Genomic DNA, 13198 nt, shown 5'->3' with positions numbered 1-13198 from the left:
GATCCCCTGGCGCGGCTGCGCCATGTATCCCCTGCAGCCGACAGAGGGGAAGCGCCATGAAGATCGCCTTTCAGATGGACCCGATCGGGGACGTGAACATCAATGCCGACAGCACCTTCCGGCTGGCCGAAGAGGCGCAGAAGCGGGGGCACGAGCTGTTTTATTACGGCCCCGACCAACTGGCTTATCAGGAAGGGCGGATCACGGCACGGGGTCAGGATTTCACGGTGCAGCGGGTGGCCGGGACGCCGGCGATCCTCGGCGAGGAGCGCGAGGTCGATCTGGCCGATTACGATGTGGTCTGGCTGCGTCAGGACCCGCCCTTCGATATGCATTACATCACCTCGACCCATCTGCTTGATCGGCTGAAGGGCCAGACGCTGGTGGTCAACGATCCGTTCTGGGTGCGGAATTATCCTGAGAAGCTCCTGGTCCTGAATTTCCCCGAGCTGACGCCGCCGACCGCGATTGCCCGCGATCTGCGCACCATCCGTGCCTTCAAGGAAAAGCACGGCGATATCATCCTCAAGCCGCTTTACGGCAACGGCGGCGCCGGGGTGTTCCGGCTGGACGAGAACGACCGCAACCTCGCCTCGCTGCACGAGCTTTTCACCGGCTTCTCGCGCGAGCCGCTGATTGTGCAGAAATATCTGCCCGACGTGCGCAACGGTGACAAGCGGGTGATCCTGGTTGATGGCGAGGCCGTTGGCGCGATCAACCGGGTGCCGGCCGCTGGGGAAACGCGGTCGAACATGCATGTGGGCGGGCGGCCCGAAAAAATCGGCCTGACTGCGCGCGATCTGGAGATCTGCGCCGCCATCGGGCCGCTTCTGAAGGAGAAGGGCCAGGTCTTCGTCGGCATCGACGTGATCGGCGATTACCTGACCGAGATCAACGTGACCTCGCCCACCGGCATTCAGGAACTGGAACGGTTCGACGGCACCAATGCTGCCGAGAAGATCTGGCAGGCGATCGAAGCCAAAGTGGGATGAGCTGGCAGGGCGCCGTCTTCAATCGCCTGCTGCGGTTGACGGAAAAGCCCTATCTGTCGCGCGCCTCGGACCCTGAGGCGATGCGCGCCCGGTTTCTTGGCCGGGCGCGTTTGTTTTTCCCGGTTCCGCGCTCGGTGCCGGTGACGGCGGTGCCCGGCGGGCTCTGGGTCGGTGGCGCGCCGGGGCGGGGGCCGGTGATCCTTTATTTCCATGGCGGCGCCTTTGTCTTCGGCGCGCCGGAGACCCACAAGGGGCTGGTGGCGCGGTTGGCGCAATTGGCTGGGATGCCGGTGGTCCTGCCGCGTTATCGGCTGGCGCCCGAGGGGCCGTTTCCGGCGGCGCTTGTGGATGCACGCGCCGCTTACGAGAGCTTGCTGGCGCGAGGTGTGGCGGCCGAGCGGATTGTGATCGGCGGCGACAGTGCCGGCGGTGGGCTGGCGTTGTCTTTGCTGGGCGATCTCTGTTCCCGGGGGGCGCCACAACCGGCGGCCAGCTTTGCCTTTTCGCCAGTGACCGATCTTACCTTTTCCGGGGAGAGCATCCTTTCCAACGCGGTCAGGGATGTGATGCTGCCGGCGGCGCGCACCCGGGATTTGGCCACGATCTATCTGCAGGGCGCCGATCCGCGTGATCCGCGCGCCTCGCCGCTGTTTGCTGATTTCACCGGTGCCGGACCGGTCTGGCTGACTGCAGGACGGACCGAGATTTTGCTGGACGATACCCGGCGGATGGCCGAACTGCTCCGTCAGCAGGGGGTGCCGGTGGAGGAAATCATCGCCGGCGACCTGCCGCATGTCTGGCCATTTTCCTGGCGCTGGCTACCCGAGGCGGATCGGACCCTGCGCGATCTGGCCGGCTGGATCAGGACGGCAGTTGCGCCGTCAGTCGAAAGCTGAGCGCTTCGGCCAGATGCGGCCGGCGCACCGCCTTTGATCCGTCGAGATCGGCGATGGTGCGCGCCACCCTGAGGATGCGGTGATAGCCGCGGGCAGAGAAGCCGAAGCGTTCGGCGGCCTTGATCAGCAATTCGCGCCCCTCGGTATCGGGGGTGGCGATCTGCTCGAGCAGGCGGCCTTCGGCATCGGCGTTCTGCCGGGCGGTGGCGTGGCCGTCGAAGCGTGCAGCCTGCCGGGCACGGGCCTTGGCCACCCGCCCCGCGATGGTTTCGGAGCGTTCGCCATCGGCGGGCAGGTCGAGATCGGTAAAGGCTACCGGGGGCACCTCCACCCGCAGATCGAACCGGTCCATCAACGGTCCCGAGATCCGGCCGAGGTAGTCGGCGCCACATTGTGGAACCCGGGCGCAGGCGCGGGAGGGGTCGGAGAGATAGCCGCATTTGCAGGGGTTGGCAGCGGCCACCAGCAGGAAGCGGCAGGGATAGGTGACATGGGCATTGGCGCGGGCGACCATGACCTCGCCGGTCTCGATCGGCTGGCGCAGGGTTTCCAGCACGGTGCGGGAGAATTCGGGGAATTCGTCCATGAAGAGGACGCCGTTATGGGCCAGGCTGATTTCCCCCGGTCGGGCGCTGCGGCCGCCGCCGACGATCGCTGCCATCGACGCGGTGTGATGCGGTTCGCGAAAGGGCCGGGTCCGGCTGATGCCGCCCTCTTCCAGCACGCCGCAGAGCGATTGGATCATCGAGGTTTCCAGCGCTTCGGGGGGGGAGAGCGGTGGCAGCAGGCCGGGCAGCCGGGCGGCCAGCATGGATTTGCCCGACCCGGGCGTGCCCACCAACATCAGGTGATGGCGCCCGGCGGCGGCGATCTCCAGCGCGCGCTTGGCGCGTTCCTGGCCCTTGACCTCGCTCAGGTCACGATCCGTGGGTGGTGCGGTCACCTCTCCGGGGCTGGCGGGGGGGATCGCCGCCTGGCCTGTGGCGTGGCGGATCACCGCGCCCAGATCCTCGGCGCCGATCACCTGGCAATGGCCGACCCAGGCGGCTTCTGGCCCGCAGGGGGCGGGGCAGATCAGGCTGCGGTCTTCTTCTGCGGCGGTCATCGCTGCAGGCAGGGCGCCGGGCACCGCGACCAGTCGGCCGTCGAGCGACAGCTCCCCCAATGCCACAGCGGTTTCTGCGGCGTCGTCCGGGATGATGCCGATCGCCGCCAGTAGAGCCACCGCGATCGGCAGGTCGAAATGGCTGCCCTCTTTCGGCAGATCGGCGGGGGAGAGGTTGACGGTGATCCGCTTGGCAGGCAGCGCGATGGACAGCGCGCTCAGGGCGCTGCGCACCCGGTCGCGCGCCTCGGAGACCGCTTTGTCGGGCAGGCCGACGATGGCGAAGCCGGGCATGCCGGCGGTGACGGCGCATTGCACCTCGACCAGCCGGGCCTCGACCCCCTGGAAGGCGACGGTATAGGCGCGTGAGACCATGCGGACATCCTGCGTTTCTGGGTCTCTATCGCTAGCGGGGGGTGGTTTCCAAATTGTTAACGGCGCCACGAGGGGCGCCGTCGGAAAGTGTGTATTTGGGCAGGGGGAGGGATCAGGCCGGGATCGGCCAGTCGGTGGCAGGCAGATCGCAGCCATAGGGTTCGGGATCGTAGGAGACCTTGAGGCCCTCGGCCCGCCAAACACGCACCGAAGGATCGCCGAGCAGGGCCAGCGCATAGCTGCGGGCGGCGTCGCTGACCGGCAGGTCATAGCCGATGATGCGGGCGGCGACCGGAGTGTAGAAGACATCGGCCAAGCTATAGTCGCCGAAAAGCCAGCCCTCGGTCGTGGCGGAGAGGGTACGGGCATGGGCCCAGAGGGTTTCCAGCCGGGCGAGATCGCTCCGCACCGCTTTGGACGGCTCGAACCCCCGGTAGACGCGCAGAAGCTGCATCGGGCAGGCGCCGCGCAATGCGGCGAAGCCGGTGGCCATTTCGGCAGCCAGCCAGCGGGCGGTGGCGCGCTGGGCCGGGTCGGCGGGCCAGAGGCCGGCGTCCGGGTGACGTTCGGCCAGCGTCTCGGCGATGGCGAGGCTTTCGCCCACCACCGTGCCCTCGGGCGTGCGCAGCACCGGCACCAGCCGGGCCGGCGCGATGTCGGCCAGATCCTGGGCCATGGTTCCCGAATAGAGGCCCACCATATGGAGGCGGCAGGGGAGGCCGAATTTCTCGAGCATCAGCCAGCCGCGCAGCGACCAGCTCGAAAAGCTCCGGTCGGCGATATAAAGATCATAGGTCATGGGGGGAGCCTAGACCGGCCATGGCGCTGAGGGGAAACGACATTTCGTGACGATCCTCGTCACGGGCAGTGATTGATCCGGCCCAACCGCCAGCCCGCGCCCTCGCGGTGGAGTTCGGTCAGAGACAGGTTGTCGATTTTCTGGCCGAAGGCTTCGGTGGCTGAGAGGCCGAGTGCGCGTTGGTACTGGCTGAGGATCAGGCCGAAATGTGCCACCACCACCAGATCGATGCCGGGGTGGCGGGCGACCAACGTGTCGATGGCGGCATCGGCGCGGGCACGCAGATCGTCCCAGCTCTCTCCCTGTGGCGGGCGCACCTTGCCGGGAGTTTCCCAGAAGGCGCGGATGCGGGCGGGATCTTCGGCTTCGATCTCCTTGAAGCGGCGCAGTTCCCAGGCGCCGAAGTTCATTTCTCGCAGGCCGGCATCGTGCGGCAGCCGGGGACGGGCCCCCTGGATCGCGTCGGCGGTGGCGACCGCGCGCACGAGGTCGGAGGAGATTACCGTCGCATCGCCGGGCAGGGCGGCCGAAAGGCGGGCGAGCGCGGCGGTGTCGGAAAGATCGGCGGGCAGGTCGGACCAGCCGACCATGGACTTCGCGTGGGTCGGTCCGTGACGAACCAGATACAGCCGGGTCATGGCAGATGTCCTTTCAGCACCAGCGGTAGCCCGGCCACCACCTGCACCGCCAGGTCGGCTTCGCGCGCCAGGGCGATGTTCAACCGGCCCTGCGCTTCGCGGAAGCGGCGGGTCATCGGATCGGCCGGCACGATGCCCTGACCCAATTCGTTCGACACCACGATCACTGGCGCCCGGCAGGCGGCCAGTACGGCGATCAGCTGGGTCTGGCGGTCTGCGAGATCGCGGTCCGCCATCATCTGATTGCCGAGCCAAAGCGTGGCGCAGTCGAACAGGCACACGCAATCGTGATGGAGTCCGGCAAGCACGGGTTCGACATCCAGGGGCGCTTCATGGGTGACCCAATCGGGGCCGCGCCGGGCCTTATGTCGTTCTATTTTCTCGTCCATCTCGCGGTCCGAGGCCTCGGAGGTGGCAAGATAGTGCTTTGCCAGGCCGGAGCTTTCGGCCAGCCCTTCGGCAAATTCCGATTTGCCGGAAGCGGCGCCTCCGAGTATAAATGTAAGTCCGGGAAACATGTTTTTTCCTCGTGTCTGCCCTACCGGTCCCCGGGCAGGGGTATCAGGATTAGGGCCCAAGACAAGATGCGCCGCCACAGACCGGAAAGGGAAGGGGGACGACATGGCACTTGATCTGACCGAAGACACCTCGATATCCCGCCAGGCCAGAAAGGCCGAGCTTCTGGATGCCGAAACCGAATTGGCGCTGGCCCGCGCTTGGCGCGATCAGCGCGACGAGGCCGCGCTGCATCGTCTGATTACCGCCTATATGCGGCTGGCGATCTCAATGGCGTCGAAATATCGCCGCTACGGGGCGCCGCTGAATGATCTGATCCAGGAGGCCGGGCTGGGCCTGATGAAGGCCGCCGACAAGTTCGATCCAGATCGCGGTGTGCGGTTTTCGACCTATGCGGTCTGGTGGATCAAGGCCTCGATCCAGGATTACGTGATGCGCAACTGGTCGATGGTGCGCACCGGGTCGACCTCATCCCAGAAATCGCTGTTCTTCAACATGCGCCGGGTCCAGGCCAAGCTTGAACGCGAGGCCAACGCCGAGGGGGCAGCGCTGGACCGCCACCAGCTGCACCAGATGATCGCCTCGGAAATCGGTGTGCCGCTCAGGGATGTCGAGATGATGGATGGCCGGCTGTCGGGCAGCGATTTCTCGCTGAACGCGGTGCAGGCGGCGGATGAGGATGGGCGCGAATGGATCGACACGCTCGAGGACGAGGCGGCGCAAAGCGCCGAGATCGTGGAAGAGCATCACGATACCGAACAGTTGCGGCAATGGCTGATGGTGGCGATGAAGACGCTGAAGCCGCGGGAGCAACTGATTATCCGCGAACGCAAGCTGCGCGACCCGCCGCGCACGCTGGAAAGCCTGGGCGAGGAATTGGGTCTGTCGAAGGAACGGGTGCGTCAGCTTGAGGCCGCAGCCTTCCAGAAGATGCGCAAGAGCCTTGAGGCGCAGTCCGAAGAGGTGCAGAACTTCTTGCTATGAGGAAGCTTCTGGGGGCCTTCGCCCTGATCCTTTCCGCCACCCCGCTGTGGGGGGCCTCGCTGTCCGACCAGATGCCGGCGGACGCCCTTGCGGCGATGCGCGCCGCAGATGTGGTGTTCCTGGGCGAACTGCACGACAATCCTGCGCATCACCAGATCCAGGCGGAGGCCGTTGCGGTGATCCGTCCCAAGGCGCTGGTCTGGGAAATGATGACTGCTGATATCGCCGCAACGGTTGACCCTGCGGTGATTGCCGATCCTGAGGCCTTGGAGCGCTTGACCGGCTGGGCCACCAGCGGCTGGCCGCCCTTGGCCGATTATCTGCCGGTGTTTCGGTCCGTCGGTGAGGCCCGCCATTATGGCGCCCTGATCCCGCGTCAGGCGTTGGGACAGGTGATCGCCGAGGGGGCCGTTGCCGCCTTTGGGCCCGAGACCGGGCGCTTTGGTCTGGCGCTGCCGTTGCCGGCGGACGAGCAGGCCGCGCGCGAGGCCGACCAACAGGCGGCCCATTGCGGTGCCATGCCGGCGGACAAGCTGGGGCTGATGGTCGATATCCAGCGGCTGCGCGATGCCACCCTGGCGCGTACCGCCCTGCAGGCCCTGGCGGAAACTGGCGGGCCGGTTGTGGTGATCAGCGGCAATGGCCATGCCCGCCGCGATCGCGGCGTGCCGCTTTACCTGTTGCGCGCGGCGCCCGAAACAAAGGTCTTCGCGCTGGGGCAGGCCGAGGCCGGGCGGATCGAGGGCAGCTTCGATGCGGTCGTGGACAGCCCCGCCGTCGACCGCCCCGATCCCTGCGCCGTCTTCACCAAATCCTGATAGCCGCATTCTGCGCTGGCGATTCCGGCGGCGCTTGCCTAGGGTCCGGGCAAAGGCCGGGCCTGTGCCGGCGATGAGGAGAGCTGAGAAAACATGCTGGCCGGAAAGCGTATTCTGCTGATCGTCGGAGGCGGAATTGCCGCCTTCAAATCGCTGGAGCTGATCCGCCGCCTGCGCGAACGCGGGGCCGAGGTGGTGCCGCTGCTGACGGCGTCGGGGGCGGAATTCGTGACGCCCTTGTCGCTGGCAGCCCTGGCCGGGCACAAGGTCTATCAGGAGCTGTTCGATCTGACCGAAGAGGCCGAGATGGGGCATATCCAGCTGTCTCGCAGCGCCGATCTGATCGTGGTGGCGCCGGCCACCGCCGATCTGATGGCGAAGATGGCGAACGGGCTGGCGAATGATCTGGCCTCGACCCTGCTGCTGGCGACCGACACGCCGGTACTCCTGGCGCCGGCGATGAATGTGCGGATGTGGGATCACCCGGCGACCCGACGCAATGTGGCGCAGCTCAAGGCCGACGGGATCGGCTTTGTCGGCCCCAACGAGGGCTCCATGGCCTGTGGCGAATTCGGGCCCGGGCGGATGGCCGAGCCGATGGAGATCCTCGCCGGCATCGAGATGCGCTTTCGTGAGGGACCACTGAGCGGTAAGCGCATTCTGGTGACCTCGGGCCCCACGCACGAACCGATCGACCCGGTGCGCTATATCGCCAATCGCTCCTCCGGCGCGCAGGGCAGGGCGATCGCTTCGGCGCTGGTCGGGCTGGGCGCCCATGTGGTCTTTGTGACCGGCCCCGCCGAGGTGCCGCCGCCCGAGGGGGTCGAGCTGATCCGGGTTGAGACCGCGCGGCAGATGTTGGCGGCGGTGCAATCGGCGCTGCCCGCCGATGCCGGGGTTTTCGTCGCCGCCGTCGCCGATTGGCGGGTGGCGAGCGAGGCGGACACCAAGTTGAAGAAAAGCCGCGATGGCCTGCCGGTGCTCGAATTCGCCGAGAACCCCGATATCCTCAAGACCGTGTCACGGATGGCCGAGGGCCGCCCCGGGCTGGTGGTGGGCTTCGCGGCCGAGACCGACAATGTGCTGGAACACGCCACCGCCAAGAGGGCGCGCAAGGGGTGCGACTGGATCGTTGCAAATGACGTGAGCCACGCGACCGGCATCATGGGGGGCAGCGAAAACGCTGTCACCCTGATCACCGATGAAGGGGCCGAGGGCTGGCCGCGCATGGGCAAGGATGAAGTGGCCCGGCGTCTGGCCCATCGCATCGCCGCGGCGCTGGCGGAGTGAGAGAAAGGACAGAACATGGTTGCCATCCGCCTGATCTATGATGAAGACGCCGACCGGGACATGGCGCTGCCGGCCTACGAAACCGAAGGCTCGGCCGGCGCCGATCTGCGTGCCAATTTCTCCGACCGGGGAGAGGTGGTGCTGGCGCCCGGTGCCCGGGCGCTGATCCCCACCGGGCTCAGGATCGAGATCCCTAATGGCTATGAGGCGCAGATCCGTCCACGGTCCGGCCTGGCGCTGAAGCATGGGATCACCCTGCCGAATGCGCCCGGCACCATCGACAGCGATTATCGCGGGCCCTTGGGGGTTATCGTGATGAACGCGGGCAGCGAGGCCTTCACCATCTCTCACGGCGACCGGATCGCCCAGATGGTGGTGGCACCGGTGGTGCAGGCCCGGTTCGACCTGGTCGACGACCTGAGCGAGACCGATCGTGGAGCCGGCGGTTTCGGTTCGACCGGGCGGCGCTGATGCTGCTGGTTTTGGCGCTGGGCGCGGCGATCTGGGGGCTCGGCTGGGCACTGCGTCTGCCGCAGCGGTTGCGCTGGGCTGGGATCGCGGTGCTGTATGGCGCGGTTCTGGGGTTGCACCTGACCCTGCCCGGCGGCCATCCGCTGCGCCAGGCCACTGGCGAGAGCGCGGCGCTTTGGCTGATCCTGGGCGGCGTGGCCTTGGTCGGGCTGCTCTATGCCGGGGCGGTGGCGGCGCTGAAGCGGCGGGCGAAGAAGATGGCGCCGCCGCCGCCTCCCGCGCCGGAACCCGGGGGCAGCTTTTCCGATGCCGAACTGACCCGCTATGCCCGCCATATCGTGCTGCGCGAACTGGGCGGTCCAGGGCAGAAGCGGCTGAAGAATGCCCGGGTGCTGGTGATCGGCGCCGGGGGGCTGGGCTCGCCTGCGCTGATGTATCTGGCCGCTGCCGGGGTGGGGACCATCGGGGTGATCGACGGCGATACCGTCGATGCCTCGAACCTGCAGCGCCAGATCATCCATGCCGAGGCCCGGGTGGGCATGGCCAAGGTGTTCTCGGCCCAGGTCGCGCTTGAGGCCTTGAACTCCCATGTCACCATCCGCCCCTATAATCGCCGGTTGGACGAGGATACGGCGGCCCAACTTTTCGCCGACTACGACGTGATCCTCGATGGTACCGACAATTTCGACACCCGCTATCTTGCCAACCGTACCGCCGTGGCGCTGCGCCGGCCGCTGATCTCCGGCGCCTTGGCGCAATGGGAAGGGCAGGTGAGCGTCTTCGACCCCGCCCATGGTGCGCCCTGCTATCAATGCATCTTCCCCGAGGCCCCGGCCGAGGGGCTGGCGCCTTCCTGCGCCGAGGCCGGCGTGGTCGCGGCCCTGCCCGGGGTGATCGGGGCCATGATGGCGATGGAGGCGATCAAGGTCATCGCCGAGAGCGGTGAGCCGCTCAGGGGGGCGATGCTGATCTACGATGGCCTCTATTCCGAGACCCGCAAGATCGGTTTGAAACCGCGCCCCGATTGCCCGATCTGCGGCGGACTGCACCGGGCCTGAGCGAAGAGATTGCCCCGCCTGCGGCGGCGCAAACCTCCGGCGGGGATATTTGAAGCCAGAAAAAGCCGCAAGGCGGCGTGGCGCGGTCGGGGCCTCTGGACCCCGGGAGGCGCCGCCCCTAGCTTGTGCGGCAAAGGAGATACCCGATGACCAACCCGATCCTCTCTGACTGGAAGACCCCGTTCGAGATTGCCCCCTTCGACCAGATCGGCGACGAGGATTTCGCCCCGGCGCTGGATGTGGCGCTGGCCGAGCATGACGCCGAGATGACCGCGATTGCCGAAAATCCCGAGGCGCCGAGCTTCGCCAATACCATCGAGGCGCTGGAAGGCGCCGGGCGCGATCTCGACAAGGTTCTGTCGGTCTTCTTCACCGTGGCGGGTGCCGACAGCAACCCCAAGCGGCAGGAGCTGCAGCGCGATTTCTCCCCCCGCCTCGCCAAGCACTGGGCCGAGATTTCGGCCAACAAGGCGCTGTTCGCCCGGGTGGCCGATCTCTGGGCCCGCAAGGACGATTTGGGGCTGATGCCGGAGCAGGAGCGGGTGCTGATGCTGACCCATCGCGGCTTCGTCCGCTCCGGCGCCGCGCTGGAGGGGGAGGCCGAGGCGCGGATGAAGGAAATCAAGGCGCGGCTGGCGGTGCTGGGCACCGAATTCACCCAGAACCTGCTGGCCGATGAGAGCGAGTGGTTCATGGAACTGTCCGAGGCCGATCTCGATGGCCTGCCCGACTTCGTCCTCGCCGCCGCCCGCGCGGCGAGGGAGGAGAAGGGCGCCGAGGGGCCGGTGATCACCCTGTCGCGGTCGCTGATCGTGCCCTTCCTGCAATTCTCCTCCCGCCGCGATCTGCGCGAGAAGGCCTATCTGGCCTGGGCCGCGCGCGGCGCCAATGGCGGCAAGACCGACAACCGCGCCATCGCCGCCGAAATCCTCAAGCTGCGTGAGGAACGCGCGCATCTGTTGGGGTATGAGAATTTCGCCGCCTTCAAGCTGGAAACCGAAATGGCCAAGACGCCCGCCCGGGTGAAGGAGCTGTTGATGGACGTCTGGGGCCCGGCCAAGGCGCGGGCGGAGGCGGATGGCGAAATCCTGACCCGGATGATGCATGCCGAGGGCGGCAATGGCGATCTGGAGCCTTGGGACTGGCGCTACTATGCCGAGAAGCGGCGCCGCGCGGACTATGACCTCGATGAAGCGGCACTGAAACCCTATCTGCAGCTTGAAAAGATGCGCGAGGCGGCCTTTGCCTGCGCCAACCGCCTGTTCGGGGTGGAGTTCGAACCGCTTGACGTGGAACTCTATCATCCCGATTGCCTGGCCTGGAACGTGACACGGAACGGCCAGCATCTGGCGATCTTCATCGGGGACTATTTCGCGCGCGGCTCTAAGCGCTCGGGGGCCTGGTGTTCGGCGATGCGCAGCCAGGCGAAATACCCGGACGTTCAGACGCCGGTGGTGATCAACGTCTGCAACTTCGCCAAATCGACGCCGGCGCTTCTGTCCTATGACGATGCGCGGACGCTGTTTCACGAATTTGGCCACGCGTTGCATCAGATGCTGTCGAATGTGACTTATGAGAGCATCTCGGGCACCTCGGTGGCGCGCGATTTCGTCGAATTGCCGAGCCAGCTTTTCGAGCATTGGCTTGAGGTGCCCGAGGTCTTGAGCGAATTCGCCACCCATGTTGAGACCGGCGCGCCGATGCCCGAGGCGATGCGCGACAAGGTGCTGAAGGCCGCGACCTTCGACATGGGGTTCCAGACGGTGGAATATGTGGCCTCGGCCCTGGTCGATCTGGAATTCCACGACGGCCCGGCGCCGGTTGATCCGATGGCGAAACAGGCCTCGGTTCTGGCCGAGCTGGGGATGCCGCACGCCATCGGCATGCGCCACGCAACGCCGCAATTCGCCCATGTCTTCTCGGGCGATGGCTATAGCTCGGGCTATTACAGCTACATGTGGTCCGAAGTGATGGATGCTGACGCCTTTGCCTCTTTCGAGGAGGCGGGCAACGCCTTTGATCCCGCGCGGGCCAAGTCTCTGGAAGACAACATCCTGTCGAAGGGAGGCTCGGAGGATCCGGAAGAGCTCTACAAGGCTTTCCGCGGCCGTCTGCCGGGAGTCGAGGCGCTGCTCAAGGGGCGTGGCCTGGCGGTCTGATTGCGCCTGCGGCGCAAGCCTCCGGCGGCCGTACTTGGACCGAGAAGAAGCGGCGGCCCCGCTTAGGGGCTGCCTCGCGCTGGCTGGGAGGGGCGCGGCGCCTTCCGGCTTCTTCTCGTCTCAAATACGGAAAAACCGACAAGAACGCCGGGCGCCTCAATAGCCCAGAGCGCGGTCGACCAGATGCAACAGCGGCTCTCCCGCCTCGCCACGCCGGACGTTTTCCGCGATCACTTCCGATGCGGTGGTAGCGCGTGTTTCCGATGCGATATGCGGGGTGACGGTAACCTTCGGGTGCGCCCAATAGGGATCATCGGCGGGCAGCGGTTCGATCCGGAAGGCGTCGAGCGTGGCGTGTGCGATCTGGCCGCTGTCGAGCGCTGCCAGCAGCGCTGCATCCTCGATCAGCGTGCCACGTCCAGGGTTCAGGACGACGGAGCCTTGGGGCAGTTGGGCTATCGTCTGTGCATTCAGGAGGTCGCGGGTTGCCGGGGTGTCGGGCAGCAGCAGCACCAGGATATCGGCTGTCGACAGCGCCTGTTTCAACCCGTCGGGGCCGGAGAGGCAGGTAATGCCCTCGACCGTCTTGGGGTTGCGGCTCCAGCCGCTGACCGGGAAGCCGAGAGAGGCGAGCGCCCGACCGCAGGCGGTGCCGAGCGTGCCGAGGCCAAGGATTGTTACTCTCCGGTCCCGCGCCAGGGGGGGCGCGATCGGCTCCCAGATGCCATTCTGGCCGAGGATATGGGCATCCATCCCCAGATGATGGCGCAGCACATGGCCGGTGACCCATTCCACCATGCCCTGGGTCAGACCATGATCGACCATTCGCGCCAGCGGCGCCGTCAGGGTGGGGTTTTCGATCACCGTCTCGATCCCGGCCCAAAGGCTGAGCACCGCCTTCAATCGGGGGAATTGGGTGAAATCGTGATCGGTGGCGCCTCCGGGCGCATAGACGATGTAGTCGACCTCGGCTGCCGGCAGCTCCTCGGCCAGCCGAAAGTCGAGGCCGGTGGCGGCAAGCGCATGGGTCAGCGGGGGCTCATATTCGGCCCAGCGTTTCGGGGTGGAGAGAAAGAGGATATTGGTGGTCATGAATA

Annotated in this window: 13 protein-coding genes; 8 read left to right on the top strand and 5 right to left on the bottom strand. The window is 66.5% G+C overall.

The features are described 5' to 3' along the window. Positions 1-56: 56 nt before the first annotated feature. Positions 57-992 (top strand): glutathione synthase, encoded by a 936-nt coding sequence (gshB, locus tag G455_RS0108070; RefSeq protein WP_028093232.1) that lies wholly within the window; start codon positions 57-59, stop codon positions 990-992. Continuing rightward, positions 989-1888: an alpha/beta hydrolase gene (locus tag G455_RS0108065; RefSeq protein WP_028093231.1), complete on the top strand. Its 900-nt coding sequence runs from the start codon at positions 989-991 to the stop codon at positions 1886-1888. The genes gshB and G455_RS0108065 overlap by 4 nt, the downstream gene beginning before the upstream one ends. Here the strand turns inward: G455_RS0108065 and G455_RS0108060 are convergent. The 4 genes from G455_RS0108060 to cobU form a co-directional block, all read right to left on the bottom strand. Further along, positions 1854-3368, bottom strand: a complete 1515-nt coding sequence (locus tag G455_RS0108060; protein WP_028093230.1) for a YifB family Mg chelatase-like AAA ATPase — start codon at positions 3366-3368, stop codon at positions 1854-1856. The two genes, G455_RS0108065 and G455_RS0108060, sit on opposite strands and share 35 nt — an antisense overlap. Before the next feature lie 112 nt (positions 3369-3480). Further along, a complete protein-coding gene (locus G455_RS0108055; protein ID WP_028093229.1) occupies positions 3481-4167 on the bottom strand; it encodes a glutathione S-transferase in 687 nt (228 codons plus the stop codon). Between the two features lie 59 nt (positions 4168-4226). Beyond that, a complete protein-coding gene (locus G455_RS0108050) occupies positions 4227-4805 on the bottom strand; it encodes a histidine phosphatase family protein (RefSeq protein WP_028093228.1) in 579 nt (192 codons plus the stop codon). Further along, positions 4802-5323, bottom strand: coding sequence for a bifunctional adenosylcobinamide kinase/adenosylcobinamide-phosphate guanylyltransferase (gene cobU / locus G455_RS0108045; RefSeq protein WP_028093227.1), 522 nt, complete (start codon positions 5321-5323; stop codon positions 4802-4804). The genes G455_RS0108050 and cobU overlap by 4 nt, the downstream gene beginning before the upstream one ends. 103 nt (positions 5324-5426) lie before the next feature. Here cobU and G455_RS0108040 point away from each other — a divergent pair, with 103 nt between their 5' ends. The 6 genes from G455_RS0108040 to G455_RS0108015 all read left to right on the top strand — a co-directional run bounded on the left by G455_RS0108040 (position 5427) and on the right by G455_RS0108015 (position 12101). Beyond that, on the top strand, positions 5427-6305 hold the full coding sequence (locus G455_RS0108040; protein ID WP_028093226.1) for an RNA polymerase factor sigma-32: 879 nt from the start codon (positions 5427-5429) through the stop codon (positions 6303-6305). Next, positions 6302-7123, top strand: a complete 822-nt coding sequence (locus G455_RS0108035; protein WP_028093225.1) for a ChaN family lipoprotein — start codon at positions 6302-6304, stop codon at positions 7121-7123. The genes G455_RS0108040 and G455_RS0108035 overlap by 4 nt, the downstream gene beginning before the upstream one ends. Before the next feature lie 93 nt (positions 7124-7216). Then, on the top strand, positions 7217-8413 hold the full coding sequence (gene coaBC / locus G455_RS0108030; protein ID WP_028093224.1) for a bifunctional phosphopantothenoylcysteine decarboxylase/phosphopantothenate--cysteine ligase CoaBC: 1197 nt from the start codon (positions 7217-7219) through the stop codon (positions 8411-8413). 15 nt (positions 8414-8428) lie between these two features. Next, complete coding sequence (gene dut / locus G455_RS0108025; protein ID WP_028093223.1) at positions 8429-8884, top strand: dUTP diphosphatase; 456 nt, start codon at positions 8429-8431, stop codon at positions 8882-8884. After that, the gene (locus G455_RS0108020) at positions 8884-9942 is read left to right on the top strand and encodes a HesA/MoeB/ThiF family protein (protein WP_028093222.1); all 1059 of its coding nucleotides are present in this window, start codon (positions 8884-8886) and stop codon (positions 9940-9942) included. Before dut ends, G455_RS0108020 begins: the two co-directional genes overlap by 1 nt. A gap of 146 nt (positions 9943-10088) precedes the next feature. Then, on the top strand, positions 10089-12101 hold the full coding sequence (locus tag G455_RS0108015) for a M3 family metallopeptidase (RefSeq protein ID WP_028093221.1): 2013 nt from the start codon (positions 10089-10091) through the stop codon (positions 12099-12101). Positions 12102-12257: 156 nt separating this feature from the next. Here the strand turns inward: G455_RS0108015 and G455_RS0108010 are convergent, their stop codons facing one another. Then, the gene (locus tag G455_RS0108010; protein WP_028093220.1) at positions 12258-13193 is read right to left on the bottom strand and encodes a 2-hydroxyacid dehydrogenase; all 936 of its coding nucleotides are present in this window, start codon (positions 13191-13193) and stop codon (positions 12258-12260) included. Positions 13194-13198 lie beyond the last annotated feature (5 nt).

It is taken from the genome of Pseudodonghicola xiamenensis DSM 18339 (assembly GCF_000429365.1).
Classification (GTDB): Bacteria; Pseudomonadota; Alphaproteobacteria; order Rhodobacterales; family Rhodobacteraceae; genus Pseudodonghicola; species Pseudodonghicola xiamenensis.
The sequence above is the reverse complement of the archived record's forward strand: the minus strand, read 5'-3'. Positions and strand labels throughout refer to the sequence as shown.